At 70.1% G+C, this 26,071-nt stretch carries 21 protein-coding genes and 1 pseudogene; 13 read left to right on the top strand and 9 right to left on the bottom strand.

All coding sequences use genetic code 11. From position 1 onward, the window contains the following. Window positions 1-7: 7 nt before the first annotated feature. The 4 genes from fxsT (at window position 8) to AC068B_RS24015 (ending at window position 7,108) form a co-directional block, all read left to right on the top strand. Window positions 8-3,931, top strand: a complete 3,924-nt coding sequence (gene fxsT, locus AC068B_RS24030; protein ID WP_478673721.1) for an FxSxx-COOH system tetratricopeptide repeat protein — start codon at window positions 8-10, stop codon at window positions 3,929-3,931. 28 nt (window positions 3,932-3,959) lie between these two features. Then, a complete protein-coding gene (locus tag AC068B_RS24025) occupies window positions 3,960-4,787 on the top strand; it encodes a CpaE/TadZ family protein (protein WP_478673720.1) in 828 nt (275 codons plus the stop codon). After that, window positions 4,784-5,794: a hypothetical protein gene (locus AC068B_RS24020; RefSeq protein ID WP_478673719.1), complete on the top strand. Its 1,011-nt coding sequence runs from the start codon at window positions 4,784-4,786 to the stop codon at window positions 5,792-5,794. Before AC068B_RS24025 ends, AC068B_RS24020 begins: the two co-directional genes overlap by 4 nt. Before the next feature lie 114 nt (window positions 5,795-5,908). Continuing rightward, window positions 5,909-7,108, top strand: a complete 1,200-nt coding sequence (locus AC068B_RS24015; protein ID WP_478673718.1) for a hypothetical protein — start codon at window positions 5,909-5,911, stop codon at window positions 7,106-7,108. On the opposite strand, the gene AC068B_RS24010 is transcribed toward AC068B_RS24015, so the two are convergent. From AC068B_RS24010 to AC068B_RS23995, 4 genes are all read right to left on the bottom strand, one after another. Beyond that, complete coding sequence (locus AC068B_RS24010) at window positions 7,080-7,313, bottom strand: helix-turn-helix domain-containing protein (protein ID WP_478673717.1); 234 nt, start codon at window positions 7,311-7,313, stop codon at window positions 7,080-7,082. The genes AC068B_RS24015 and AC068B_RS24010 overlap by 29 nt on opposite strands. Beyond that, window positions 7,313-7,864: a DUF2975 domain-containing protein gene (locus AC068B_RS24005; RefSeq protein ID WP_478673716.1), complete on the bottom strand. Its 552-nt coding sequence runs from the start codon at window positions 7,862-7,864 to the stop codon at window positions 7,313-7,315. Before AC068B_RS24005 ends, AC068B_RS24010 begins: the two co-directional genes overlap by 1 nt. A gap of 136 nt (window positions 7,865-8,000) precedes the next feature. Then, on the bottom strand, window positions 8,001-8,894 hold the full coding sequence (locus AC068B_RS24000) for a hypothetical protein (RefSeq protein WP_478673715.1): 894 nt from the start codon (window positions 8,892-8,894) through the stop codon (window positions 8,001-8,003). A gap of 273 nt (window positions 8,895-9,167) precedes the next feature. After that, the gene (locus AC068B_RS23995) at window positions 9,168-10,793 is read right to left on the bottom strand and encodes an amidase (protein ID WP_478673714.1); all 1,626 of its coding nucleotides are present in this window, start codon (window positions 10,791-10,793) and stop codon (window positions 9,168-9,170) included. Between the two features lie 502 nt (window positions 10,794-11,295). Between AC068B_RS23995 and AC068B_RS23990 the strand changes: the two genes are divergently transcribed. Then, window positions 11,296-12,903 carry a class I adenylate-forming enzyme family protein gene (locus AC068B_RS23990; protein WP_478673713.1) on the top strand — a complete coding sequence of 536 codons (1,608 nt, stop codon included), beginning with the start codon at window positions 11,296-11,298 and terminating at the stop codon, window positions 12,901-12,903. A gap of 130 nt (window positions 12,904-13,033) precedes the next feature. Here the strand turns inward: AC068B_RS23990 and AC068B_RS23985 are convergent, their stop codons facing one another. The 3 genes from AC068B_RS23985 to AC068B_RS23975 form a co-directional block, all read right to left on the bottom strand. Then, a complete protein-coding gene (locus AC068B_RS23985; RefSeq protein WP_478673712.1) occupies window positions 13,034-13,420 on the bottom strand; it encodes a hypothetical protein in 387 nt (128 codons plus the stop codon). A 345-nt stretch (window positions 13,421-13,765) separates the two neighbouring features. Beyond that, window positions 13,766-14,467, bottom strand: a complete 702-nt coding sequence (locus AC068B_RS23980) for an alpha/beta hydrolase fold domain-containing protein (RefSeq protein ID WP_478673711.1) — start codon at window positions 14,465-14,467, stop codon at window positions 13,766-13,768. A gap of 71 nt (window positions 14,468-14,538) precedes the next feature. Next, a complete protein-coding gene (locus AC068B_RS23975) occupies window positions 14,539-16,053 on the bottom strand; it encodes an MFS transporter (RefSeq protein WP_478673710.1) in 1,515 nt (504 codons plus the stop codon). Between the two features lie 126 nt (window positions 16,054-16,179). Between AC068B_RS23975 and AC068B_RS23970 the strand changes: the two genes are divergently transcribed. Next, window positions 16,180-16,911, top strand: coding sequence for a TetR/AcrR family transcriptional regulator (locus AC068B_RS23970; protein ID WP_478673709.1), 732 nt, complete (start codon window positions 16,180-16,182; stop codon window positions 16,909-16,911). A gap of 271 nt (window positions 16,912-17,182) precedes the next feature. Here the strand turns inward: AC068B_RS23970 and AC068B_RS23965 are convergent, their stop codons facing one another. Continuing rightward, window positions 17,183-18,355, bottom strand: a complete 1,173-nt coding sequence (locus AC068B_RS23965; protein ID WP_478673708.1) for an epoxide hydrolase family protein — start codon at window positions 18,353-18,355, stop codon at window positions 17,183-17,185. Between the two features lie 103 nt (window positions 18,356-18,458). Here AC068B_RS23965 and AC068B_RS23960 point away from each other — a divergent pair, with 103 nt between their 5' ends. Next, the gene (locus tag AC068B_RS23960; protein WP_478673707.1) at window positions 18,459-19,034 is read left to right on the top strand and encodes a CGNR zinc finger domain-containing protein; all 576 of its coding nucleotides are present in this window, start codon (window positions 18,459-18,461) and stop codon (window positions 19,032-19,034) included. 98 nt (window positions 19,035-19,132) lie between these two features. On the opposite strand, the gene AC068B_RS23955 is transcribed toward AC068B_RS23960, so the two are convergent. Beyond that, on the bottom strand, window positions 19,133-20,062 hold the full coding sequence (locus AC068B_RS23955) for an NADP-dependent oxidoreductase (RefSeq protein WP_478673706.1): 930 nt from the start codon (window positions 20,060-20,062) through the stop codon (window positions 19,133-19,135). Between the two features lie 112 nt (window positions 20,063-20,174). Between AC068B_RS23955 and AC068B_RS23950 the strand changes: the two genes are divergently transcribed. The 6 genes and pseudogenes from AC068B_RS23950 to AC068B_RS23925 all read left to right on the top strand — a co-directional run bounded on the left by AC068B_RS23950 (window position 20,175) and on the right by AC068B_RS23925 (window position 25,847). Beyond that, window positions 20,175-20,555 carry a winged helix-turn-helix transcriptional regulator gene (locus AC068B_RS23950; protein ID WP_478673705.1) on the top strand — a complete coding sequence of 127 codons (381 nt, stop codon included), beginning with the start codon at window positions 20,175-20,177 and terminating at the stop codon, window positions 20,553-20,555. A gap of 5 nt (window positions 20,556-20,560) precedes the next feature. Continuing rightward, complete coding sequence (locus tag AC068B_RS23945) at window positions 20,561-21,073, top strand: hypothetical protein (RefSeq protein ID WP_478673704.1); 513 nt, start codon at window positions 20,561-20,563, stop codon at window positions 21,071-21,073. Between the two features lie 88 nt (window positions 21,074-21,161). Further along, window positions 21,162-21,284, top strand: a pseudogene (locus AC068B_RS23940) (transposase); the annotation flags it as partial. Between the two features lie 267 nt (window positions 21,285-21,551). Continuing rightward, the gene (locus AC068B_RS23935) at window positions 21,552-22,691 is read left to right on the top strand and encodes a PP2C family protein-serine/threonine phosphatase (RefSeq protein ID WP_478673703.1); all 1,140 of its coding nucleotides are present in this window, start codon (window positions 21,552-21,554) and stop codon (window positions 22,689-22,691) included. After that, window positions 22,678-24,825 carry an ATP-binding protein gene (locus AC068B_RS23930; RefSeq protein ID WP_478673702.1) on the top strand — a complete coding sequence of 716 codons (2,148 nt, stop codon included), beginning with the start codon at window positions 22,678-22,680 and terminating at the stop codon, window positions 24,823-24,825. The genes AC068B_RS23935 and AC068B_RS23930 overlap by 14 nt, the downstream gene beginning before the upstream one ends. A gap of 902 nt (window positions 24,826-25,727) precedes the next feature. Continuing rightward, on the top strand, window positions 25,728-25,847 hold the full coding sequence (locus tag AC068B_RS23925) for a DUF6087 family protein (RefSeq protein WP_478673701.1): 120 nt from the start codon (window positions 25,728-25,730) through the stop codon (window positions 25,845-25,847). The last annotated feature ends 224 nt before the right edge of the window (window positions 25,848-26,071 follow it).

Raw genomic sequence — 26,071 nt, 5'->3', positions numbered from 1 at the left:
GACATCGATGAGCAGTGCCGAGCCGTCCGGTTCCGTACGTGGTGGAAACCAGGCGACCGTCGTCACCTTCTACTCGTACAAGGGCGGAGTCGGCCGCTCCATGGCGCTGGCCAACGTCGCCTGGCTGCTGGCCGACGCGGGACACCGCGTCCTCGTCATCGACTGGGACCTGGAATCACCCGGGCTGCACCGGTACCTGCGCCCCTTCCTCAGGGACCCCGAACTGGCCGACTCCACCGGTGTGGTGGAGATGGTCCAGGACTACGGCCGCGCCGTCGAGGCGCTGGCGGCCGAGGACCTCCCCGACGCCGAGAAGGAGGCCAGACTGGCGGAGCTCCTCGAACGGCACACGCAGGTGGGCATCCACACCGACTCGCTCGCCTACCGCTTCACGAGCCCCGCGGGCAGGATCGACTTCCTCGGCCCCGGCTGCCAGGACGGCCTCTACGGCCGACGCGTCGCGACCTTCGACTGGGCCCGGTTCTACCTGGAGCAGAGCGGACGGCTCTTCGCGGAGGCGCTGCGGGAGAGCCTGCGCGCCGATGACTACGACTACGTGCTCATCGACAGCCGCACCGGACACTCGGACAACGCGAGCCTGTGCACGCTGCTCCTGCCCGACGTGGTCGTCGTCGGCTTCAACTTCAGCAACCAGTCCATCGAGGGATCCGCCGCCGTCGCCCGCCAGGTGCGGGAGCAGTCCGGTGGCCGGATCAGGGTCCTGCCGGTCCCGATGCGCGTGGACCGCTCCCATCCTGAGCAGGCCGAGCGCCGCCTGTCCCGCGCCAGGGACCAGTTCGCGGGCGCGGCCAGCCCGATCCTGCTCACCAGCGAGGAGCAGTACTGGCGCGAGGTCGAGGTGGCCCACCTGCCGAACATCGCGTACGAGGAAGTCCTCATCCCCTTCGCGCTGCAGAACTACGAACCCTCGCTCCAGAAGCAGGCCTACGAGCGACTCGGCCAGGAGATCAGCGGCGACGCCGAACTGCGCTTCGCCTCCGTCGCGGCCCACGTCCGCGAGACCTATGCCGAGGTGTTCGCAGGGGTACCGGCGGCCGCCCGTGTCGTACGGCTCGTGTTTGAGCCGCAGGAGCGCCGGTGGGCGGACTGGATCCGTGCCGAGCTCTTCGCGAACGGCGTGATGTGCGAGTTCGACCGCGGATCCGGCGAGCGGGCCGCCCGGGGCGACACGACGGTCACCTACCTGGTCCTGATGTCCTCCGTCATGGTCGGCTCCCCCCGCCTCGCCGGTCTGACGGCACACCTGAATCCGGACGGGCTCGTCGGTCAGCCGAAGGTCGACGTGGCGTGGCTCGAGGACGTCGAGGTGCATCCGCCGTTCCGGGACCGGCCAGGGCCCCGGCTGTACACGCTGGAGGAGGAACCGGCGCGCAACGCCCTCCTGGCGCACTTCCTCCCGGGGGACCGCCGCGGTGTCCCGTGGGCGGACCGGTCCGCCCACGGGCCGCGCTTCCCCGGCCGGCACCCCCGGATCTCGCACGTCCCACCGCTGCGCCAGGGCGAGTTCCTCGGCAGGGAGGACTGTCTGCAGGAGGTGCGGAACGCGCTGCCCCCCGGCCAGGCGGCGAGGAAGCCGGTCGTGCTGTACGGCCCGCCAGGGGTGGGCAAGCGGACCTACGCCCTGGAGTATCTGAACCGGTTCCGTGCCGACTACGACATCGTGTGGTGGATGCCCGCAGACAGCTCCGAGAGCGTCGTGCGCGAACTGGTGCTTCTGAGCGAGGAAGTGGGGGCCTCCCGGCGCGCGTCGCCCCGGGCCGTGGACGCGCTCCGCGAGCTCCTTGAGGGCAGGCGCGGCGGACCCGAGCGGCTCCTTCTCGTCTACGAGGACGCCCGGCACCCCGATGAGATCGAGAGCCTGCTCTTCGCCAGCAACCAGGTGCACGTACTGATCACGTCCGAGAACCCGGACTGGGGCACGCTGGCCCACCCCATCTGCATCGAGCCGCCCTCCGCCGAGGAAGCCGTGCGGTACCTGCGGCGCAAGGCACCCCAGCTGACCCGTGAACTCGCCGAACAGCTGGTGGAGTTGGGGGATCCCCTGCCGCAACTCCTCGACCAGATGGCCGCGTACCTGCAGAGCACCGCGCGCCCGCCGGAGGCCGCGGTGGCCGAGTTCGTGCAAGAGGTCGGCAACCGGCAGGCCCTGGGTCTCGAGCTCCCCTCGGCGGTGTGGCAGAGCGTCGTCGAGGACCTCGGCAAGGAGCGCCCGGCCTCGCTCGATCTCCTGAGGATGCTGACGGCCCTGTCGCCGGAAGGCGTGGGCTGGGACCTGCTGGAGTCGCAGGCCTCCCTGGAGTTCCTCGGGCTGCCCCCGGGCGTGGAGGGGCGGCGACAGCTCGGCTATGCGGCCCGCGGACTGCTCAGCAGGTCCCAGGCGCGCCGCGGTCAGGACGGCAGGCAGCTGACGGCGTCCCGGATGATCCTCGCGGCGCAGCTCAGGGAGCTGGAGCCGACGGAGGCGGCGGAGATCGCCGCCGGGGTCCGCCGCGTCCTTGCCGCGTTCGCGCCCCCGGACGACCGGGTCGACGACCAGGACATGTACCCGCGCTACGCGGAGCTGGACCTCCACGTCGAGTCCTCGGGAGCGATGCGGGACGACAGTCCGGAGGTGCGCCGCTGGCTGGTCAACCAGGTGCGCTACCGGCGCCGCACCCAGTGCCTGGAAGCCGCGTTCACCCTGGCCCAGCGGCTGGAGCAGGCGTGGACCGCAGGGGCGGCCACCGACGACGAGCGCCAGCTCCTCCTGCTGCGCCTGAGGGTGGAACTGGCCAACATCCACACCGACGCCGGACGGTACCCGGAGGCCAACCGGGTCAACGGCGCGGCGCTGGGGGAGCTGCGCAGGCTGCAGGATCTGGACGGTGAGTTCGCGTTGCGCAGCGCGCTCGGGCGCGGCGGAGAGCTGCGGGCCCTGGGTCGTCCTCAGGACGCGCTCGCCGAGGACCAGTCCACCCGGGACATCCTGCGCTCCAAGTACGGCCCGGAGAACCACTTCACCCTCATGGCGGGCAGCAACCTCGGGCTCTCGCTGGACATGGTCGGTCTGCCGAACGACTCCCTGGAGCAGCACCAGGAGGTGCACGAGCGGCGGGTGCGGGTGCTCGGCGAGCATCACGAGCTGACCCTGCGCAGCTCGGTGCACGTGGCCAGCAGGCTGCGCGAGATCGGCCGCTACGACGACTCGCTGACCCGGCTGCAGGAGATCTACCGGCACACCCAGGGGAGCGACGGGCTCGGCCGGGCCCATATGACGACCCTCCTCGCGGCCTGCTCGCTGGCCTCGACGCTGCGGCACATCGCCACGCTGTCCCCGGGGCTGTCCCTGCAGACGCGGCGGGCGAAGGCGGACTCCGCCCGCATGCTGAACGCACGGGCGAGGGACGCCTTCGTGGTGTACGGCGGTCCCCGGCACCCCGAAGCCCTCGTCTCGGGCGTGGGACTCGCGGCCGACCTGCGCTTCCTGGGCCGGATCGACGGGCCCCAAGGGGCGAGGGCGCTGGCCGAGGAGCACCTGGCGGCGTTCCGTGAGTGGGGGGAGGACCATCTCTTCACCCGGATCTGTGAGGTGAACCTCGCCCTGGTGCTTCGCGACATGGAGGACGAGACCGCCGCCGAACTCAGCGAGAGGGGCCTGCGCGGCCTCAAGGAGAACCTCTACGTGGACCCGCACCATCCGCTGATCCTGACCGCGTCCCTGTGCCACGCCAACATGCTCGTCTTCGCGGGCGATTCACGGGCGGCACGGGAGCTCGACGAGGTGACGCACCAGGGTCTGTTGGAGAAGTTCGGCCCCGACCACCCCCTCACGCTGACCGTGGCCGCGCATCTGGGGCTGCGGGGCGACGCCGGGGACCACGCGAGTCCGGACCACCGGATCAGCATCGAACTGGACGTACCGAAGATCTGAGCGAACAGCACGGAGCAAGGAGGATCCGATGGCGTATCCGTGGACGGGGTCGATCGGCGTCCCGCACGCGGTGGCGGTGCTCTCCACGGCACGCGGCTGCGGCGCGACGCTGCTGACGGCCGCGGCCGGTCTGATCGTCGACAACGAGGTCGGCCGCGTCGGGCAGACCGTGGTCCTGATGGACGCCGACACCGACGGCGGCGGGCTGACCGACCTGACCCGGTACTGGAACGCCACCTCCGAGGCCGGGGTCGACGGCCTCCTCGGGTTCGCCACGGACCCCATCGAGCTGGCCAACCGCTCCGTGCACGGCTATCTGCGGCACGTGCACACCGGAGACGCGCGGCGCCAGGACATGGCCGTGTTCCCCCTCGGCCCCGGGGACAAGCCCGGCGAGCACCTGCCGACCAACGGGACGCTCCAGGAGACCGTCGGTGCCGCGGTCGAGCGGCTGATGGAACTTCAGGGCTGTCTGTTCGTCGACTGCGGTGTCGTCCGTACTCCGGTCACACTCGAGGTGTGCCGACGGGTCCAGCACATCATTCTGGTCGGGCAGTCGGAGCCGACGAGCGATGTGGAGACCGCCGAGTTCATGACGTGGCTGACGGAGCGGGACCTGAGCGAGAAGGTCCTTGGCTGGGTGTGCAACGCCCCGAACGGAGCGCGGTCCGGGGCGGCCGAACCCACGGGGGTCCCTCCCGCGCTGATGCGACTGCCGTACGACCGGGGCGGCGCGGCCACGATCGCCCTGGGACGACTGCCGGGCCCCGGCAGTCCGCTGGTCCGGGCACTGTGCGAGCAGATGCTGGCGCTGTGGCCGGACGTCCTCAACGACGGGGCCATGGGGGCGAGATGAGCGATGACAGGACCGTGCTACCCGACCGGCCGCCGGAGGTGCGCCGCGCCACACACGTGACGGACGACAGCGACGCGTTCGTGGACCTGTGCGCGAACGCGCTCAGCGAGACCGGGCTCCATCACGTGGCCCAGTACCGCTGGGGCGTCTTCGGCTACTCGGCGGACATCCTGGACCGGCTTCCCGAGGCCCAGGGCGGCGGGTTCGGCGGGGCCGGCGGCAAGGAACAGGAGGCCAGGCGCGAACGGTTCGTGCGCCTCGGACGTCAACTCCACTACGTCCTGGGCCGGATGGACCACGTGCTGCGCTCGGTCGACAGCGGCAAGCTGATCCGCAGCGTGCTCCAGGTCGGCGACGGCGCCGTCTTCCACTACTACTTCCGCACGGACGACTGCCTCACCGGGGTCTCCCTGGGCGCCGACACGGTGGACGCGGGCGACCGCGCCATGGCCGAACTGGTGGGGGCGTTCCGCCGTGAGATCGGCCTGCCCCTGATGAATCCGGGCGGCTTCGAATCGGAATCGTCGCTGCCGGTGGTGGAGCGGTCGAGTGGGAAGGAGCCCCACCGCGTCGTGGAGGGGCACTGGGGGACGACGGAACCCGAGCTTCTCGAACGCTGCGCCGAGGCGGTCTCGCCGCACGGGCTGCACTACGCCGGATACGTCGCTCCGGGCACCGGACGGCTCAGCGCGGACGTCTTCAACGACCCGGAACTGTCCCGCTTCTTCGGCGGCGGCCTCACCCGGGACGAGCGGCGCACCCGCTACACCGAGCTCGGTGAGCGTCTGCACTACGTCGTGGCACGGCTCAATCAGTCCTTGCGCGCGGTGATGCCGGGCCGACTCTCACGGGTGGTCCTTGACGTCGAGGAAGGCGCCCTGTTCTATGTCGACCGGCCCGAGGACCACTTCCTGCTCGGCGTCACCCTCGACCAGAGCCAAGTGGCCCGGGCCGACCGGCGGATGAACCAACTGGTGCACCTCGTCTCCGCCGCGACAGGCGGGTGACCATTCACTCACACGGGTACAGCGCAGGTACGAACCGCGGGCATTCGGTCCCGGCGCGCGCTCCACTGCTGGGATGCTCGTCGGCGTAGGCAGTCGGCCGGACGGGAGCGGGTCATGGCAAGGACGCTGAGAGCGGCGTGTCACTTATGGATCATGCTGGCCGTCCTGGGTTTCGGCTGGGCGCTCTCGACCCTCACGGGCACCGACCTCCTGACCGACTCCGCGGCCTACCCGGTGATCGTGTCGCTGCTCCTCGCCGTCGGACTGTACGGCTCGACCTCAGGCATCGACCTCGCCGAGGCGCGCGGCGATCTGCGCACGCTGCTCCTCGCGGTCACCGTCGGGGTGCTCGCCAAGGCCGCACTGATCGTGCCGGTGCTGTGGCTCGCGGTCCGGGAACCGGCGTATCTGATTCTGGCGATCGCGGTCGCCCAGATCGACCCGCTCTCGGTGGCGGCCCTGCGCTCGCGCAGTCGTATGTCGGAGCGCGGCAAGACCGTGCTGTCCGTCTGGTCGTCCTTCGACGACCCGGTCACCGTCCTGCTCACGGCCTATCTGGCCCCGGTGGCGCTGAGCGCGCTGAACGGCGCGGCGGACTCCTCCGCACTGCCCGTCACCCCGGACGCGTACGTCCTCACGATGCTGGGGAACGTGGTCCTGGTCGCCGTGGCCGCGCTCGCCTGGCTCCTGCTGCGGCCGCGGCCGCATGCGCAGCGGTGGGAGGGCGGGGGAGCGGAACTGCTGCGTGCCGTCGTCTGCCTGCTGGTGCTCGGCGGTGTCCTCGCCGCGGCCACCGCGTACGGCCTGATGCTCGGTGTGGCGATCGTCGGCCTGTTCTACCGGCCGCCCCTGCTGCTGCCGCTGCTCGGCCCGGCCCTTGCCACCGCGTACTACCTGGCGCTGGTCGCGTTGGGGCTGCTGCTCGTCGACGGTGTCGAGCTCGGGCCCGGGATCGCCCTGGGGGCGGCCGCCTTCGGCGCGCAGATGGTCGTCGGATGGTTCATCGCCCGGAACCTGGACCGCTCCGACCGGGTGTCCTTGGCGCTGGGTCAGCAGAACGGCGTGACGGCGGTGGTCCTCGCGCTCTCCCTCCAACCGGCCTTCCCGCGCACGGTGGCGATCGTCGCGCCCGCCGTCGTCACCGTCAACGTCCTGCACTTCCTGACGAACGAGGTGTGGAACCGTCGGCAGGCGGCCCGGCCCGCCCCGCCCACCCTGCCCCCGGCCGGTGCTCGTGTCCTCCTGGTGGCCGCCGACGAGCCCGTCGCCGTCGGACGTCCCGTGGTCAGGCCCGCTCTTCGCCGTCGTGTGTGATCAGGTCCCCCGGCTGGCATCCAAGGATCTCGCAGATCCGTGACAGGGTCGAGAAGCGGATGGCCTTGGCCCGCCCGTTCTTGAGCACGGACAGATTGACGACGGTGATCCCCACCTTCTCCGACAGCTCGGTGAGCGTCATGCCGCGCTCGGCCAGGAGCCGGTCGAGGTGGATCCGGATCGAGTGAAGTTCCTCTTCGGGCATCAGATGGTCCCTTCGAGATCCTCTCGCATGCGTACGCCCTCACGCATGATCTTCCCCATGATCACCGCGGCGAGACCGGCGAGGATGAGCGCCTGCGGCCCGGAGACCGTCGGCCCCGAACCCACGATCGGCGCCATGCTCGAGACGAGCCAGGAGTGCGACCAGCCGACGACGAGACCGGCGAGCGGTGTGCCCACGGTGACGAACCAGCCGAGGGTGGTGAGCCGTCGCGACACCGCGTCGGTGAAGGGCCCCTGCAGTACGACGGCATTGAGCAGCCGGGAGAAGAGCAGCAGGGCGAGGGCGCCGAACAGCAGCCAGGGCAGTCCGCCGCCGAGGTCGGCGGCGCGCTGTGCCACGGAGGGGCTGTCCTGGCAGAGGCGCGCGGCGCTGCTGGAGACGTCCACGCTCTTGCTGTTCAGCAGGGGGTCCGCCAGCGAGGCGTTGCTCCAGAAGCCCGTCTCCGCACAGACCGCCCCGTCGTCGAGCATGTGCGTGACCGCCTTACCGGCGAAGGCGAGCCCGCAGAGCAAGGCCAGAGCGGAGGTCACTGTCGCCAAGGTCCTCGTAAGTCGCGTGTTCACTGCATCCCTTCCCATCGATTATCGATATGCCTCACACTAGGGGGCCATATCGATAATCGACAAGTTCATGGGTGGGGCGGGATGCGCCGGTGTGCTCGGGCGGTCAGGGCAGGAGGTTGCGGCCCGCGTCGTAGAGGTACTGCGCGAGGCTGTCGGTGGCATGCCGCTCCAGGGTCCCCATCAGCCCTTCCAGGGCCCGCCGCACCCGGCCGGGTTCGGCGGCGGGGCTGGTGCTCTCCGCTTCGAGCGAGGAGGCGTCGCGGACGATCTGGTCCCGGAGCTCATCGGTGGTGCCGACCCGGGGTGCGGCCGCGAGGACCTGGCGGGCGAAGTCCGTGAACTGGGCGGGATCGAAGCCGAAGGTGTTGTTCTGCGTGTTGCCGGAGCCGACCTGGGCCGTGCCGCCGTGGATGTTCGTGGTGTACGTCGGGTGATGGCCGTTCTGCATGAGGAAGTCCTTCACGGAGAGTGAACTGCCGGCGCACTGGATTCCCACCTGAGTCAGCGTCAGGAGGGCTTGGAGCGGATGCTGTGCATCCCCTTCATGGAGGGTGGCGAGACCCTGTTCCGCCAAGTAGACCGCCGCCGCCCGCACTTCGTCGAGAGTGAGAGGGGAGCCGTACGTGAACGACTGGGGCATCGCGAGGAACGCTTCCAGGACGACCGTGGGGCTGAACGACGCCTGGGCGGCCGTGGCCACCAGGCCGTTGCGGGCGTGCTGCTGGCGCCCATCGGTATCGCGTCGCAGGTGCAGGAGCCGCTGCGCTTCCAGCTCGCCTGCGTGCGTGAGGCAGTACAAGTGGCCCTTGCCGAAGGCGAATACCCGCTTCAGCTGGTCCCGGCGGACCAGCTCGTTCAGGTCGCTGCGGAGTCTGAAGCGGGCGCTGTGTCTCCATTCCTCAGGGAAGTCGTTCGGGCTGACCGGATCACCATGCCCCTGCCGACCGCGCTCATACATCCACACGAGTAAGTAGGCGTCCGCCCCGGGGTTCCTCATGGGCCGATGCTAGGGGCATGTGTCGACGGGGAGGGGAGATCCGCCGGAACGCTTCGCCTTCGGGGGCATCGGACAGGCGGCGGTGGTGGCGTGCGGCTGCCTGCCTCCGGCCCGCAGGGCGAGCAGGCCGGTCGGTGTCCAACTGCTGACGAGCAGTACGTCGTCCCGCTCGATGCCTCACCTGGGTGAGGTGGTAGGCGAGGGTGCCGGATCGTCCGCCCTACCGGCACGTCTCCACCGGCACCACCCGCCTACAACTTCAGCTACCCGTGCTCACCGTGTCGTGCCGGTCCCCGTCGTCGGCAGGTAGCGCGGGGCTCGCCAGGCCTTCAGCCGCTGCTCCACCGAGGCCCCCAGGGACAGCAGCTGGGCGTCCTCGTGGTTACCGGCCATCAGGAGCAGGCCGACGGGCAGCTCGCCCACGGAGCCTGCGGGAACCGAGAGAGAGGGGTATCCGGCGACCGCCGCGGGGGTGGAGGAGGGGATGACGTCGTTGTCGCCGCGTGCGCAGTCCGTCGTCCAGGCGGGCGGGTTCGTCGGCGCGGCGATGGCGTCCAGGTGGTGGGTGGCCATCGTCTCGTCCAGGGAACGCTGGGAGAGGTCCTTCAACTCGGCCCGCATCGCTCGGTACTTGGGGTCAGTGGTGGGCGGCGCGGCGAGCGCCTGCTCGAAGAGCTCCTGACCGGCGAAGCAGCTCTGCTCCTCGGGGTGGGTACGGTTGAACTCGATCAGTTCGGCGAGGTTCCGCGGACCCTTGCGCGTCGCGAGGTACGCGTCGATGTCCCGGTGGAACTCGCTGAGCAGCGCCGGGAATTCGAGCTCGGCGAGCCGCGCCTGATATGGGGGAGTCACTTCGACGACTTCGGCTCCGGCCTTACGGAGCTTAGCGGCCGTGCGCGTCATCAGTGCGTCCACGTCGGTTCCGAGCGAGGGCAGTCGCCACAGGCCGATCCGCTTGCCGTGCAGCCCGGAGGGGCGGTCGCCCGGCTGGGTACCGGCGTTGCGCGAGCCCGTACTGCCGTAGCCGAGGCCGTTGCTCTCGCTCCTTCCCTCGCTCAGCACGGACAGCGTGAGCGCGGTGTCGGTCACGTTGCGGGCCATGGGCCCGGCGGTGTCCTGCTCGGCGGAGATCGGGACCACGCCCGACTGGCTGACCAGACCGAGGCTGGGCTTGTGGCCGACGACGCCGTTCATCCCGGCCGGGCACACGATGGAGCCGTCCGTCTCGGTGCCGACCGCCACCTGCGCCAGCGAGGCGGCCAGCGCGGCCGCGGATCCGGACGACGATCCGCACGGATTCCGGTCGAGGACGTAGGGGTTGTTGGTCTGGCCGCCCACCGCCGACCATCCCGAAGTGGGCTTCGCCGAACGGAAGTTGGCCCACTCGGACAGGTTGGTCTTGCCGAGGATCACCGCCCCCGCCCTGCGCAGGCGAGTCACCAGCGCGGCGTCGGTGTCGGGCGGGCTCCCTGCGAGCGCGAGCGACCCGCCCGTCGTCGGCATGTCACGGGTGTTCACGTTGTCCTTGAGTAGGACGGGAATGCCGTCCAACGGCCCGAGAGTCTTCCCTTGCCGGTGTCTGGCATCACTGGCGGCCGCCTCGCGCAGGGCCGTCGGACTGGTGCGCAGGACCGCGTGGATCTTGGGGTCCACCTTCTCGATCCGCCGGAGGTAGGTCCGGGTCAGCGCCTCTGAGGTCAGCGCCCCCTTGGCCATGCGTGCCTGTAACTGCGGAATGGTCACGGTGTCGAGGTCGACCCCGGGCAGACGAATCGACCCGGGCGGCGACGCGTTGTCGGCGCCGCGGTCGGCGCCTTGCGCACCCGCACTCGGTACGCCCGTCAGAAGGGACCCCGCGACAAGGGCGGCGGTCATCGTGGCAATGCTTCTCTTCCCCATGCGGATCAGCGCACTACATGGGCACCATCCGACGCAAGGGGGGTGAGGTGACCGCGACGTGAATCGCCATGGGCGGCGGCCCCGTTCGCGCGATCGGCTTGCCCCCTCGTGCCCGCGGAGCGCCGGGGCGGCGCATCGAACCGGTCAGAGTGCGCGAATGAGGGAAGAGCTCGCAGCGCACCCGCGAAAGCACAGCTCAAAGTGCACACGCGAAGACTCGGACGAATGGCGAGCCCAGAGGCCTGACCTGCGGCGAGAACCTTTCATACGCAGGGACACGTGTCTGTGCGCAGCGGAATGCAAGGAATCTTGCGCTCTCGGGTCGGGTTCAGTGAGGTCCGGAGGGGCAGTATTCCTTGCCTCCCGGGTCACCTCGCACTGCGCACATAGAGCATCGAGAGCTGATGACCGACACAAAGCGGGTCATAGTGTGACACCCGGTAATGGCCGAAGGCGCCCCCTGCGCAGCCGCGGCCGCCGAGTCCCGTGTTTGCATATGTCCATGATCGTTAATGCGCAGCAAACATCCGAGCCGCGGACGTACGTGGACCGCATCCTGGAGCAGTGGCACAAGGACGAGGACGCCGAGGCGCTCGTCCAGGGTGCGCAGCGACTGACCCGGGGAGAGGCTCGGCGACGGCTGTTCGGTCTGGGGCAGGCACTGCGTCGGCAAGGGCTCGAACCCGGCGACGGAGTCGGACTGTTCCTGGCCAACCGCGTGGACTCCGTGCTGGTGCAGCTCGCGGTCCACCTCATCGGCTGCCGCGTGGTGTTCCTGCCGCCGGAGCCGGGGCCCGGCGAACTCGCCGCGCTGGTCGAGCAGTCGAAGGCGCGTGCCGTGGTCACCGACCCGCTCTTCGCGGAGCGGGCCGCCGACGCGGCCGGGCGCAGCGTCCATGCCCCCGTGCTGCTCAGCCTCGGGCCCTGCGAGGAGCACTGCGCCGACCTGCTGGCCCTGGAGGCCGAGTGCCCGACGGTACGCCCCGAAGGCATCCGCGCCCCGGCAGCGGACGAGGCCGTCACCGTCCTCTACACCGGCGGCACCCTGGGCCGCCCCAAGCTCGCCGCGCACAGCAACCGGCTCTACGACGCGCTGGTGGGCCTGGTGGACGACGACCCGCTGGACCCCAACCGAGGGCTCTTCCCGGCGATGGCCCCGAGCGCGGACCGGGTGCTCGTCTCCACACTGCTCACCCACGGCAGCGGCCACCTCGTCTCGATCCAGGCCTTGGTGACCGGGGCACCCCTCGTCGTACTGCCCGAGTTTGAGGCGGGCGCGGCGCTGAAGGTGCTGCGCGAGGAGCGGATCACCGCCACCATGTTCGTACCGCCCATGCTGTACGCGCTTCTCGACCACCCCGAGTGCGTGCCCGGCGCCCTCCCCGAGCTGAGGCGTGTCGTCGTGGGCGGCGCGGCCTCGTCGCCCAGTCGGCTGCAGCAGACGGTCGATGTCCTCGGGCCCGTGCTCAGCCAGGGCTACGGCCAGTCGGAGGCGCTCGGCATCGCCGCGTTCGGCGCGGACGACCTCGCGTCGGAGGGGACCCGGCGGCCGGAGCTCTGGCGCAGCTGCGGTCGCGCGATTACCGACACCGAGATCGAGATCCGCGGCGAGGACAGCACGGTGGCACTGCCCGCCAGGCAGGTCGGCGAGGTGTGCGTCCGCGGCGAGACGGTGATGCTCGGCTACTACGAGGACCCGGAGCGCACCGCGGAGGCGCTGCAGGACGGCTGGCTGCGCACCGGTGACGTGGGCTACCTCGACGCCGAGGGCTACCTCTATCTCGTCGACCGGGCCAAGGACATCATCGTCACCGGCAGCACCAGCGACAACGTCTACTCACGCGTCCTGGAGGACTTCCTGCTCACGCTGCCCGGCGTGCGCAACGCGGCGGCACTCGGCATGCCGGACGAGGAGTTCGGGGAGGCCGTACAGATCTTCCTGGCCACCGCCGAGGGCGCGGACGTCGACCCGGCCGCGGTGGGCGCGGCGGTCACCGCCGAGCTGGGAGACCTGTACACGCCCCGGAAGACGATCCTGCTCGAACAGCTGCCGACGACGAAGGTCGGCAAGGTGGACAAGAAGGCGCTGCGCGCCGCGTGGTCGAGCTGATCGGGCGCTTGGGGGACGGTCGTCGACCGTGATCGGGGTGGGCATGGCAGCTCGAAGGAGAGGGGCTGCCGTGCTCATCTACGACGAGGGCCGTCGATGCCCGGGGCCGTCGACGGTCGCTGCGACGCGTTCAGCAGCCTCCCCGCTCGGTCTCCGAGTAACGCGTCTTCCACACGCCCTGTGACGTCTTGTCGAGCCGATTGCGGTACTGGACGCGCGCCTTGGAGTCCTGGGGCGTGCGCTCGACCTCGCCGGTCTTGGTGTTCTTGGTGGAGCCCTTGCTCTCGTCGACGCAGTAGGACAACACGCCGCTGCCGTCATCGGCGATGCTCACCTGCGGCTTCGACACGGTGGTGCTGCCGATCAGAACCAGGTCGTCGTCGACGAAGCCCTTGATCCACTTGCGGGCGGATTGTCCGGCGGGCTCACGGGTGTAGAAGGCGACTGCCTTGGAGCCCGGGTTGCCCTCGATGATCGCGGCGTACTCGGCCAGCAGCTCCTGCCTGCCGTCACTCATGATCGCCTGCTTCTCGGGGTCAGAGTCCGTCCACCCCTGGAAGTCGGCGTGGAAGTGCTTGGGCAGAGTGATCTCGGGGCGGCCCGCTCCGGTGTCGGGGTGGCGAGGCGGAGGCCGACGGGCTGGTACTCGGTCGTGTGTCCGCCCCGGCGGTCTTCTTGTCGTCCTTGTCGTCGTCCGAGCCGCCGCAGGCGGTCGACAACAGGGCGGCGGAGGTCGCGAGCGCGGCCGCCGCGAGCCGGGTCGGGCGGTTCACAGAGGTCTCCGGTGAGGTGAGGGTTAACACGAGCGAAGCAACGCTATCGGTCACCTCGGCCATGCGGCGCCCGAACGAGGCTGGCGGCATCAACGGCGCAGGTACGCGGCGATGAACCTCCGTGCCTCCACTTCGAGTTCCCGGTCCTCCGGAGCCTGCCCGAAGCCACCGTGCGGCATCGCCTCTCCCACGTGCAGTTCGGCAGGCACACCGGCGGCGCGCAGTCGGCGGTGCATCCGTACCGTGCTGGAGAGAGACATGTCCCGCGTCCCCGACTGCGGGTAGGTGGGCGGGAAGTACCTCAGATCGGCGAACAGCCGTGACAGGTAAGGCTCGTCCAGCGGGCGGCCCGCCGCGTAGAGCAGCGTGTCGCCGGACTCGGGGAGGCCGACCTCCGGAGTGAGCAGTGCGGCTGCGGCGGGCATCGGCAGACCCTCGTCGAGGAGGCGGCGGTAGACGGTGATCGCGTCGTCGAGGGCGGCGGGGAAGGGGTGCTCGGGCGGCATCCGGTAGTCGACGGCGTAGGTCCGAAGTCCGCTGCTCGTGGCGGCGATGGCGCCTGCGAAGCGGCACATCTCGCCCGAACCGAAGATCAGCGCCCCGCCGTGGAAGTACAGCTGGACCGCTCTGCCGCCATCGTCGTCCGCGGTGGAGTCACGCGCGACGTACACGCGCACCCCGTCGACGTCGATCTCCGAGGATTCGACCGGCAGTTCGCTCCCCATCCCGGCCATATGGGTCACGGCTTCGCTCTCGCCATCGCGAGGGTGGGTCGGTACGTGGTTGCTCATGGGATCTCCTCACGGCGGTGACGGGACAACAGGGGTGACGGGACGGGTGATGCGGCGCGGCCGGTTCTCGGTCAGGCGTGGGTCGCCGGGGTCTCGGCGGGCACGGGGTCGGGCTGGTCGCCCCGGACAGCCGCGGCAGGGCGGGTGCGGCGCATCGCCCAGCCGACCAAAGCCGCGGATACGAGGGTGAGGACTGCCCCCGAGATGGTGACCGCCTCCCGGAACTGCCCGGTCTGCTGCGCGCTCCAGTGGCCCGCGGCGACGTTCCCGACGAACACGGCGGCGAGCACGGTGCCGACCACGGCGACCCCGACCGCGGCGGTGACCTCGGTGGCGGTGTCGACCAGTGCCGCGCCGGTGGAGGTGCGGTTGCGGGGCAGGCCGTTGAGCACGTTGACCGCGGCGGCGGCACCGACGACCCGCATCCCGGCGGCCACGAACACCAGCGCCACCGCCACCCACGGATAGCCGAGGTTGCCGAACAGGGTGTAGACCGCGAGCCCGGCCACGACCGAGCCTGCGCTGATCCAGGCGGCACGGTCGATGCCGACCCACTCGACGAACCGGTGGACGAACGGGCCACCCGCGATCAGCACGACGACCTGGGGCAGCATGCCGACGGACGCGAGCGTGGCCGACCAGCCCCAGTCCAGCTGCAGTTGCAGCGTCACCAGGTAGGCGAGCCCGGCGTTCGCAAGGCCCGCTGCCGCCTTGTAGGCCAGACCGCCGGACACCTGGGGCCGGGCGACGAGCGCGAGGTCGAGCAGCGGGTGCCGAATCGATCGCTCGCGTACGACGAACAGGGCCGCCGCCACGACGACCCCGGCGACAGCGGCCCACGGTGCCCACGATCCGGCGCCCAGGTCCTCGAACAGGGTGGGTGCGACGAGAGCGAGCACGATCGTCGCGGTGCCCAGCACGCCGCCGGTCAGATCCGCGGGCGCCCGGTGCAGGTCGGCGGGGTCATCGGCCGGGACGCCGCTCCGTATACCGACGATCGCGAGCGCCACGATCGGCACGTTGACCAGCAGCAGGACCTGCCACGGGGCGAAGGAGAGCACGAAGCCGCCCACGGTCGGGCCGATCGCGAGACCGGCCATGCCCACGGTGGAGATCAAGGTGATCGCCCGGACCCGCAGGCCCTCCTCCTCGAACAGCCGGTAGGCCATGGCCATCGTCCCCGGTGTGGTCATCGCGGCCGCGAAACCCATCACCGCGCGGACGGCGATCAGCTCGCTCGTGTCGGTGACGGCCACCGCCGCCAGGCTCGCGACGCCGAGCAGGGCCAGCCCGGCGAGCATCACGCGGCGGCGACCGAGCCGGTCGGCGACCACGCCGAACACCAGCATCAGTGCGCCGAACACGACTGAGTAGCTGTTCGTGACCCATTGCAGGGCGACCGTCGGGGCCGCGAGCTCGCGGCCGATGGTCGGCAGGGCGACGTTGAGGACGGTGGTGCTCATCATCTCGAACAGGAAGATCGCCGAAAGGCCGGTCAGGGCCACCCACGCCTCGCGCAGGGAACGGAACGATCCGGATGGCCCGGCTGCTGCAGGGCGCTCCTGGGTCACGCGTGGGGGCGGCATGGAGTTCCTCTCGGAGAGCGACACGAACACCGTTCGCTGAACGAACACTGTTCTACCTAGGAACAGTGTTCGGGTCAAGCTATGCTTGTCGCCATGGGCAACAGGCGGGCTTCGGATCGAGCCGGGATGCGTGACGAGTGGGCCGCGAAGGTTGCGGCTCTGAGCGGCGAGCCGGGCAGGGGTGACCGGTCCGGCAAGGCCCCCATCACGGTCGCGCGGATCATGGACGCGGCGTTCGGGCTCGTCGAGACCGAGGGCTTCGAGGCCCTGACGATGCGCCGGGTCGCCGCCGCGCTCCAGACCGGTCCGGCGTCGCTGTACGCGCACGTACGCAACAAAGCCGAGCTGGACGAGCTGCTGATCAGCGACCTGTGCGCCAGGGTGCCGGTGCCGGAGCCGGACCCGGCGCAGTGGACGGAGCAGATGCTGGCGATCTGCCGCGCGCTGCGCGACGAGTACCTGCGCTACCCCGGCATCTCACGCGCCGCACTGGCCGCCGCCCCGAACAGCCTGGACGCGCTGCGGCTGAGCGAGGGCATGCTGACGATCCTGCTGGCGGCCGGGGTGCCGCCGCAGTCCGCCGCGTGGGCGATCGACGCGGCGTTCCTCTACGTATCGGCGTACTGCTTCGAGGTGTCGTTGCGGCACGACCCCGGCAGTGGAGTCGACCAGCGTGTCCTGGACCGGGACGCTCTCGTGGAGCGGTACCGGATGTTGCCCGGCGACACGTTCCCGAGCACGGTCGCCCACATTCGCGAGCTGACCTCCGGCGAGGGGCACGAGCGATTCGAGTTCACGCTCACGGCACTGCTCGGCGGACTGGCACCTGGCCCGTCGCGCACGCCGTCGGCAGGATGACGGACCAGGACTTCGCTCTCCCGACGTCCCCTCACGCGAGCGGACTGCCCGATCATCAGGGACTGCCGGACCCCAGCACCCCGGAGGCCGTCCTTCGGCACCGCCACGACCGCTGGACGCCCAAGAGCTGGTGCGGATCGTTGCGCACAGCCCGCTCAAGTTCCCTCCCGGCGCCCAGCAGGAGCGCCGCGGCATCAACTACGCACTACTCGTTCTGGCGAGGGGGGGGGGGGGGCAGGACATGATCAACCGTGTCGTCACCCAACCGCGTTCACCGACTGGCGGCCAGTACTGCCGCGAGCCCCTCTTGCAGATCTTTGACGAAATACTCGGGACACTCCAGCGACGGGAAATGTCCCCCGGCCTCGGGCGACCTCCAGCGGACGATCTGCCGGTACCGCTCCTGTGCCCAGGGGCGCGGGCTCTTCTCGATGTCGCGGGGATACATGCTGATTGCCGACGGCACGTCGACGCGAAGTTCCGGGTCGAGAGAATTGTGGCTTTCGTAGTAGATGCGGGCCGCCGACGCGCCGGTCCGCGTCAGCCAGTACAGGGTGACGTCGTCAAGAATCCTGTCGATGGAAATCGTCTCGAACGGGCTGTCCTCGGTGTCTGACCACTCGGCGAACTTGTCGAGGATCCAGGCAAGAAGCCCGACAGGCGAGTCGACGAGCGCGTAGCCGATGGTCTGCGGTCGGGTCGCCTGCTGCTTCGCGTACGCCGCGCGATGGCGCCAGAAGTCGCGGGTTTCCTCGGTCCACTTGCGTTCGACCGCCGTCAGCCCGTCCGTCGTCAGCCCGGGCGGCGCCTCCGCGAACAGGGTGTGGACGCCGAGAACGTGTGCCGGGAACCTGCCGCCGAGGACCGTGGTGATGTTGCCTCCCCAGTCGCCGCCGTGGGCTACGAACTTGCTGTAGCCGAGCCTTCCCATCAGCTCGACCCATGCGGCCGCGATCTTTTCGGTTCCCCACCCGGTGGCGGTCGGCTTGTCGCTGTAACCGAAGCCTGGCAGCGACGGGACCACGACGTGGAACGCGGGCGCGTCGGCATCTTTCGGATCTGCCAGCTCGTCCACCACATCGATGAACTCGGCAATGCTGCCGGGCCAGCCGTGCGTCATGACCAGAGGAGTGGCATCCGCACGCGCGGACCGGCGGTGCAGGAAGTGGATTCCCAGATCGTCGATGGTCGTGCGGAACTGGCCGATGCGATTGAGGCGCTCCTCGAACGACCGCCAGTCGTACCCGGTACGCCAGTAGTTCACGACATCGACGAGGTCGGCGAGCGGAACGCCCTGTTCCCATCGGCGAGGACCGGGCGCGGCGCGATGGACCGTCTCGGCCTCCGGCAGTCGCGCCGCGGCCAGCCGCGCGCGCAGATCGTCGAGGTCGGCGTCGGTTGCGCGGGCTTCAAACGCTTGTACGTCGCTGGGCGGACGGGACATGAGACCTCCTGGCCGTCGTGGAACCGGCTACGATCCATCGTGAACCGGCTAAGGCGGTTCTAGCAGTCCTTCGAGTCGCGCCGCAACCCGCTAAGGTGGTTCCATGCGTGCTGCGTTCCCTGACTTCCGCCTCGGCAATGTGCTGGCGACCAGCTTCACGGGGACTCTGTCGGAGCGTCTTGGCGATGCCGTGGAGCGCATTCCCGTGCCGCACCGACTGGTCGACTGGCTGGCAGTGAACGGCCTCGCCGTGGACTCCTGCACCGTTGCCCAGCTCGACCTCGCCCGGGAACTGAGGGAGTCGATTCATGCCGCCGCGACAGCGGCCGCAATCCAGGACGCTCTCCCCACGTCTGCCGTCCAAGTCATCAATGACCGCAGCGCTCAGGGGCGGGCCGCGGCGATCCTGACGCCCGAGGGCGAGCGGCGATGGCAGCTCGGCTCCGCTTCCTGCGTGGAAGACGCCCTCAGCGTGATCGCCGCCGACGCGGTCAGCATCATCGCGGGCGAACGCGACGGAAAACTGGCCCTGTGCGCATCACCGACGTGCCAAGCCGCCTTCTTCGACACCAGCCAGAGCCGCACCCGCAAATGGTGCGACATGAACACGTGCGGGAACCGTCAGAAGAAGGCGCGCTTCAATGCCAACCAGCGCAAAAACCTCAGATCGCCGGAGTGACCGTTCCCTCGGTACATCCGAGTGAGCCCGTTCTTATGACGCACGGGTCACCGCGCTGCCTTGCTCAGGCGAAGGTCACGCGAAAGGCCTCACGACGTTCAGAGGGTGAGGACGAGTTTGCCCTGGAGGTGACCGCTCTCGAGAAGCCGGTGTGCGTCGGCGACGCGCTCGAAGGGGAGCGTCTCCTGCACGTGGACCCGGAGCCTGCCCTGTTCGACGAGTTCGACGAGACCTCGCAGGCCGACAGGATCGGGGTCGACCGCGATGCCGCTGAAGCGCATGCCAGCAGCCTCGAACTTCGCGATGAGCTCCAGATCCTCCTCGGCGACCGCCGTCACCAAGTGACCGCCCGGGCGGAGCACTTCGAGCGACCGCTCGACGGTGTCGCCGCCGATCGTGTCCAGCACGACGTCGATGTCGCGGACCGCCGCAGTGAAGTCGCCCGCCGTGTAGTCGATCACCTCGTCGGCGCCGAGCTCTTCGACGAACTCCCGCTTGCTCCCGCTGGCGGTCGCGATCACGTGCGCGCCGAACGCTTTCGCGATCTGGATCGCGACGTGGCCGACCCCGCCACCACCGCCATGGACCAGGACACGGTCGCCCTCGCCCACACCACCGAGGTCGACGAGACCCTGCCACGCCGTCAGCCCGACGAGCGGCAGCGCCGACGCCTCGACGTGCGAGAGTGACGCAGGCTTGCGCGCCAGATGCAACGCGGGCGCCGACACGACCTCGGCGTACGCGCTCGCCGCCCGCGGGAACAGCGGCATCCCGAACACCTCGTCCCCGGGCCTGAACCGCCACGTCTGCGGCCCTTCCTCGACCACGCCGCTGATGTCCCAGCCGAGGACGAACGGCGGCGGGCCGAGCAGCGGGAACTCGCCGGCACGCAGGCGCGCCTCCAGCGGGTTCAGCCCGATCGCCTTGACGCGGACGAGCACCTCGGTCGGGAGGGGCCGGGGCTCGGGCGCGTTCACGATGGTGAGCACTTCGGGACCGCCGAACGTCTGCTGCGTAACAACTCGCATGACTCTCCTGGCTTCGGACATGACTCTCCTGGCTTTGGCAGGGGGGAGAGAACCCAGGCTAGGTTTCCGATAGGAACCAGCAGGTACCTGCAGCGCGGGTACGTTGGGTGCCATGAGCGGTTTCGGTCCCGGCGATCCCTTTCTTGCCGACTGTCCAGCGCGTCTGGCGGTCGATCTGATCGCCGACAAGTGGACGGTCGTCGTGCTCTACGGCCTCAGCAAGGGCCCGGTGCGCCATGGCGAACTGATCGAGCTGATCGGCGGTATCTCCCGCAAGATGCTCACCCAGACGCTCCGACGGCTCCAGGCGCACGGACTCGTCCGGCGCCACGCCTACGTCACGGTGCCGCCCCGCGTCGAGTACGAGCTCACGCCGCTCGGGGAGACCCTGATCGATCCGATCCACATGCTGACCGAGTGGGCGAGGACGAACGGCGACGCAGTACTCGATGCGCTCGACGCCCATCGCGAGCCGGTCGCCCATAAGGACTGAGGCTCATGGGGATCTCTGGTTTCGAGCCGTGCTTCCTGAGCGGCATCGGCGCGATTCGGCAGGCGCACGGACCACGCCTGGCGGCGCTCGCCGGTAGGCGGTTGACGGGGCTCGCACTCGTGCGTTTCGCCGAAGACGGGGACTGGTACGCCGACTGCCCGGTGGTGCTGGACTTCGACGGTGTTCAGGTGGAGGTCTGCCATTGGAAGTTCGACGAACTCTCCATCGGCTGGGACACGATCGACACCGCGGCGACCCTCACCGGGTGGGAGGAGTCCGAGTTCACGCCCGAGTGGTCTCACAGTGACGAACGCCTGGAACCGTTCGTCGGTGTGGAGTTGCGCGAGGTCGCACTCCTCGAATGGCGGCCGTCAGATCGCGACCTGGCGGCTGGAACGGTGGCGGTGGAGTTCGTCTTCGCCAGCGGCTGCCTGCGGATCGTCAATGGCCTCGACGAGAACAGCATCGAGGTCGGCACGGCCCATCAGGATTATGTCCGACATGGGCTGGTCCGCTAACTGGCTCTAACAAGAGCGGTTGATCATGTGACTGTTGGCTTGTTGGCTTGTTGGTCTGATTGTGGCGAGCCGTTAGCCGCGACCATGGATCGTGTCGGACGAACTGTGGTCGCTCATCGAGCCGTTACTGCCCAAGCCCGCTCCGAAGCAGGTCGAGGGCAGACCGCGGGTGCCGGACCGGCAAGCCCTGTGCGGGATCCTCTTCGTCCTGCACAGACTCCCCGGAGCGCAGACAGCGGCTTCGAGACCGGCGTCACCAAGGTCCAGAGCCCTCTGTCGCCTCCGGCATATCCCAATGACAAGTGGCGACACCTTCCGGTCTTGATCTGTCATTTCGCGGCATCTGCGGCCAACGCCCGCGGCAACGGGGGCGATCAGGGCTACTGTCCCGCTCACAGCACGCGAAAGGGCGAGGGGGGCGGAAGCTATCGCGGCTCGGCGGAAAGGGTTAAGGGGGCGATGGGCTCCGCAGGTTCGGGTGTTCCCTGTCGTCGGAGCCCTGGCGACCGGCGGAGTCCTGACGGCTCACGTCGCCGTCAACGAGTGGCGGCTGACGCCCGGTGTGCTGCTCATCGGCCCCGTTCTGGTCAGTGCCCGCAAGGGGCCAAGGGTCACCGCGGGTGTCGTGATCTGGTCCGTCGCGCTGTCCGTCACGTGGTCCGTAGCCCTGTCCGTCGCGGACAGGCACAGCAGCGAACTCTCCCCGGCCGCCGTCGTCTTCGACTGCCTCGTCCTGGTCATCGGTGGAGGCGCGGCCGCCTACGGTGCCCGCCGCCGCGTCGAACGGGAAGCCGAGCTGCGCCGTGTCGCACAACGCTCGCGCGACGCGGTACTGCGCCCCCTGGCAGCGGAGGTCGACGGGGTCGTCTTCTCCTCCCTTTACCGCTCCGCCTCGGAATTCGGCCTCGGCGGTGATCTGTACGACCTGGCCCACACTCCTCACGGGCCACGACTGTTGATCGGAGACGTGCGAGGTCACGGGCCGGAAGCCGCCATGCTGTGCGCGGCGACGGTGGGCGCGTTCCGTGAGGGCGCCTGCCGCTCACCCGCACTGGTGGACCTGGCCGCCCATCTCGACGCCCGGATCAGCGGGGATCTCGGGCCGGAGGACTTCGTCACCGTGTTGCTCGCCGAGTTCGCGCCGGGCGAGGTGAGGCTGGTGAACTGCGGGCATCCGGCACCGCTGCGCGTCGGCCTGCGAGCCGAGCCGCTGGCGCCGAGTCGGCCATCGGCTCCGCTGGGGCTCGACCCCCGCCCCCAGCTGCAGCGGGCCCGGCTGGGCGTGGGCGAGCGGCTACTGCTCTACACCGACGGTCTGAGCGAGGCACGTGACGCGCAAGGGACGATGCTTCCCCTGGACGACCGGGTCAGGGAGGCCGCGTGCCTGCCCCTTCTGCGGGAGTGTCTCGACGCCCTGCTCTCCCTGGCGACCGCCCACGCCGGCGGCGCGCTCCAGGACGACCTCGCCCTGATCATGTGTGAACCGCGCTGCGCGACGCCCACGGGCGACGGGACAGGACTCACGATCCCTCTGTCGTCCGGGGCCGATGCCGGTGACCGTCACCGTGAGCAGGTCACGTCCTCGCGGCCAGAAAGGCACATCGATGGAGCCCAGTGAGCGGCGGCCGGGAAACCTGACGCCGGAGACCACCAGCATGGTCGGCCGCGGCCTCGAACTGCGGGAGCTGGAACGGCTGTGCGGCCGGTCCCGGCTGGTCACGGTGACCGGAGTGGGCGGCGTGGGCAAGAGCCGACTCGCCCGGCGGGCGGCCGCCTGTCTGCGGCGCCGGTTCGCGGACGGTGTGTGGTGGGTGGAGCTGACCGGGCTGAACGAGGGCGCGCTGCTGGCCCACTCGATCGCGGAGGCGCTGCCCCTGGCCGATCAGTCCACCCGGCCCATGCTCGACGTGGTGGCCGACTATCTGGCCGACCGGGAACTGTTGCTGGTTCTCGACACCTGCGAGCACCTGACCGACGCGTGCGCGATGGTCGCCGAGGCACTGCTGCGGGCTGCGCCGGGACTGCGGATCATGGCCACCAGCCGCCGCCGCCTCGGGCTCATGGCGGAGGAGGTGCTCACCCTGGAGCCGCTGCCGGTGCCGCGGGGCCGAGAGGACATGGACGACTCGGAGGCCGTGGCGCTGCTGGTCGAACGGGCCTCCGAGACGGTGCCCGGCTTCACCGTGTCCGCTGCCGACACGGCCGATGTCGTACGCCTTTCCCAGCTCCTCGAAGGGTTGCCCCTGGCCATCGAACTCGCTGCGGCCCGGCTGGGCGAGATCCCCGTCGGTGAACTGGTCAAGCGGCTGCCGGACCGCTTCGACGTCCTCCACGACACGGAAGCGGCGCCGGACGGCGGCTCACGCGCGGCCTCCCGGTCGCGCCCGGACAGGGAGGCCCCACCCTGGCATCGGGCGCTGCGCACCACGATCGGCTGGAGTCACGAACTGTGCACGCCGACCGAGCGGCTGCTGTGGGCACGGCTTTCGGTCTTCGCGGGTTCCTTCGACACCGAGGCGGCTGTAGCGGTCTGCGCCGACGAGCACCTGCCCGAGGAGGACATCCCCCGGCTGCTCGGTGTGCTCGTGGACAACTCCATCGTCAACTGGCTGCCCAGTTCCGAGGGTGCGGAGCGGTTCCGGATGCTGGACACCCTTCGGGAGTACGGCGCGCACTGGCTGCGCGCACTGGGCGAGGAGGAGTGCCTGGGCCGTCGGCATCTGGCCTACTACCGCGCGTTCGCCCACCGGGCGGACGCCGGGTGGCTCGGCCCGGAGCAGCTTGCCTGGTACGCGCGTACGGCCGCGGAGTACACCAACCTGCGCGCTGCCCTGGACCTGAGCCTGCGGCGGCCCGAGGGACACGCCGCACTGGAACTCGTCGGCAATCTCTGGTTCTTCTGGCACGCCTGCGGGTTCCCGAGGGAGGGCCAGTACTACCTGGCCCAGGCCCTCGCCACGGACCGCGTGCTGTGCCCGGAGCGGGGCAAGGCGCTGTGGGCCGAGGGCATGGTGCTGGTGACGCTGGGAGACCCGGAGGCGCTCGGGGTACGGGTCACCGAGATTGCTTCGGCGGCCGCCCGGTTCGGCTGCGACGCGGCGGCCGACCGTGCCGACGCCCTCGCGTCGATCGAGGCGGTGATGCTCGGCGACCACGCACGCGCCGCCACCCTGTCCCAGGCGGTCCTGGACAGGCACCGGTGCAGCCCGATGGCTCAACCCACCCAGTCGGCCGCGTGTGTGCGCAGCCTGGTGTACATCGGGGAGGGCCGCATCGACGAGGCCGTCGCCGTACTGAACCACGTCATGGCCGACTGCGATCGGCACGGCGAGCAGTGGTCGCGCGCCTTCGCCGACTACATGTGCGCGCGGGCCGAGCTGGCCCGCGGCCGGGTGGAGGCCGCGTTCGAACACGGCCGGGCCTCGTGGCTCACCAAGCGTCGCCTCGACGACTCGCTCGGGATGGCCGTCGCCCTGGACGTCCTCGCCGCCGCCGCGTCCGCGGCCGAGGACGCCCGGCGGACCGCCCATCTGCTCGGCCTCGCCCAGCAGATGTGGGACACCCTCGGCGCACCACAGATCGGCGTCTCGGAGTGGATCGCCACCCGAAAGAGCTGCGAGGAGCAGGCCCGTCGGGCTCTGGGCGACGACGTCTACACCATCGTCTTCCACAACGGCTACCGCACACGTCAGGACGACCCCGACGCACTGACCCCCGAAGGGGCGGCGTCCGAGCCCCGTCCGGGTCAGTGAAGGCAGGACAGGAGTACCGTACGCAGCCGCTCGTACGTCCGGGCGAGCCGCCGGAGGGGAGGCGTCACCGGCGACTGCCGCGGCAGATACCGCGCCCGGTGAGGGGGCGCGCCGCTCACCCCCACGGCTCGCCCGTCTTGCGCGCAGCACGGCAGCGGGCAGACGGGCGCCAAGCGCGAGGACGAAGCCACCGCAGTCGCGGAGGCCAGCGCTGATCTGCTCGCCATCGGCAACCTTGCGTCCAACAAAGGAATGCCCGATGTCAGGGCTGGCAAGGCAGCCGAGGATGCCTACCGCGCCCTCTTTAAGAAGCACCGCCCGAGCAAGCTGCCAATCCTGGACAAGGCCGTCATGCAGTTCGAGGAGTAGCAGAGGCCCGGGCACAGGTACCTGCTTCCGTGAAGCGGTGCTCGGCGGCGCACGGCCGCGAACTGTGACAGTGGTCAGCCCGTGCCGCCGACGAGGTTGCCGTACCCCCCCCGGTGCCACCCGTCCCGGCGGGTGACACAGGTGACTGCCGGGGTACCACTGCGGAGCCACCTCCGGCCTGGCACTCGAAGTCGTACAGCAGGCAACTCGCCTCCGTAGTCGGCTCGGCGCTCGCGCCGTCCTTCGGCTTGCTGGCGGGGCTGGTCGGCTGGGCCGTGGGCGGACGGGACGACTCGGGGTCAGGCGTGGCGCTGCCCCCTAACACGGAGATCGAAGCGAGAATGGCGACCACAATGACGAGGACCGCACCGACTACGAGACCTACGGTGCGGCGGGATGGCGCTGGAGCGTTCATGGCGTTCCTTCCGAGCGGGATTGGGACGCCGGACCATGGCCTCGGAGCGTGCTTGTGTCGCCCCGCGGCCGTGGGTCAAGGATGGCGGGCGCGGGCGCGGCTGCGCCACCATGCTGCGATGCACGAGGAGTTGTTGGAGGACTGGGCGCGCAGGCGCGAGGAGCGCTGGGCCGCCTTGAAGGGGGAGTTGCGGGCGGTGCCGCTCACCCAGGGGCCGCACCGCAGGCCCCGCGGGTGATCCAGAAGCGCCCGGCGCCCAGTGGGAGACGGTCGACGTCGTCGCTGATCCTCCCGTCACGCAGGCGCTGCTGCATCCGCCCCAGCCGGTCGAGGAGAAACCTGTCCAGTAGGACCGCCCGCCGGGGCTGGGGCGGGGCCGCGGTCGGCACCGGAAGCCGACGGCGGCGGCCCAGCGGGACAAGCAGGTCCGTGCAGCCAGGAGATCGTGCGCGCGATGGCATG

The organism is Streptomyces sp. NPDC042371 (genome assembly GCF_056437465.1).
The sequence above is the reverse complement of the archived record's forward strand: the minus strand, read 5'-3'. Positions and strand labels throughout refer to the sequence as shown.

Bases quoted from the DNA above. Each gene is read 5' to 3' on its own strand.
- AC068B_RS23960 (WP_478673707.1), top strand. From the start codon at position 18,459: ATGCGTGCTGCGTTCCCTGACTTCCGCCTCGGCAATGTGCTGGCGACC.
- AC068B_RS23950 (WP_478673705.1), top strand. From the start codon at position 20,175: ATGAGCGGTTTCGGTCCCGGCGATCCCTTTCTTGCCGACTGTCCAGCG.
- AC068B_RS23965 (WP_478673708.1), bottom strand. From the start codon at position 18,355: ATGTCCCGTCCGCCCAGCGACGTACAAGCGTTTGAAGCCCGCGCAACC.
- AC068B_RS23990 (WP_478673713.1), top strand. From the start codon at position 11,296: ATGATCGTTAATGCGCAGCAAACATCCGAGCCGCGGACGTACGTGGAC.
- AC068B_RS24010 (WP_478673717.1), bottom strand. From the start codon at position 7,313: ATGCCCGAAGAGGAACTTCACTCGATCCGGATCCACCTCGACCGGCTC.
- AC068B_RS23945 (WP_478673704.1), top strand. From the start codon at position 20,561: ATGGGGATCTCTGGTTTCGAGCCGTGCTTCCTGAGCGGCATCGGCGCG.
- AC068B_RS23930 (WP_478673702.1), top strand. From the start codon at position 22,678: ATGGAGCCCAGTGAGCGGCGGCCGGGAAACCTGACGCCGGAGACCACC.
- AC068B_RS23995 (WP_478673714.1), bottom strand. From the start codon at position 10,793: ATGGGGAAGAGAAGCATTGCCACGATGACCGCCGCCCTTGTCGCGGGG.
- fxsT (WP_478673721.1), top strand. From the start codon at position 8: ATGAGCAGTGCCGAGCCGTCCGGTTCCGTACGTGGTGGAAACCAGGCG.
- AC068B_RS23925 (WP_478673701.1), top strand. From the start codon at position 25,728: ATGCACGAGGAGTTGTTGGAGGACTGGGCGCGCAGGCGCGAGGAGCGC.
- AC068B_RS23985 (WP_478673712.1), bottom strand. From the start codon at position 13,420: ATGAGTGACGGCAGGCAGGAGCTGCTGGCCGAGTACGCCGCGATCATC.
- AC068B_RS23970 (WP_478673709.1), top strand. From the start codon at position 16,180: ATGCGTGACGAGTGGGCCGCGAAGGTTGCGGCTCTGAGCGGCGAGCCG.
- AC068B_RS24000 (WP_478673715.1), bottom strand. From the start codon at position 8,894: ATGAGGAACCCCGGGGCGGACGCCTACTTACTCGTGTGGATGTATGAG.
- AC068B_RS24020 (WP_478673719.1), top strand. From the start codon at position 4,784: ATGAGCGATGACAGGACCGTGCTACCCGACCGGCCGCCGGAGGTGCGC.
- AC068B_RS23955 (WP_478673706.1), bottom strand. From the start codon at position 20,062: ATGCGAGTTGTTACGCAGCAGACGTTCGGCGGTCCCGAAGTGCTCACC.
- AC068B_RS23980 (WP_478673711.1), bottom strand. From the start codon at position 14,467: ATGAGCAACCACGTACCGACCCACCCTCGCGATGGCGAGAGCGAAGCC.
- AC068B_RS24025 (WP_478673720.1), top strand. From the start codon at position 3,960: ATGGCGTATCCGTGGACGGGGTCGATCGGCGTCCCGCACGCGGTGGCG.
- AC068B_RS23975 (WP_478673710.1), bottom strand. From the start codon at position 16,053: ATGCCGCCCCCACGCGTGACCCAGGAGCGCCCTGCAGCAGCCGGGCCA.
- AC068B_RS24015 (WP_478673718.1), top strand. From the start codon at position 5,909: ATGGCAAGGACGCTGAGAGCGGCGTGTCACTTATGGATCATGCTGGCC.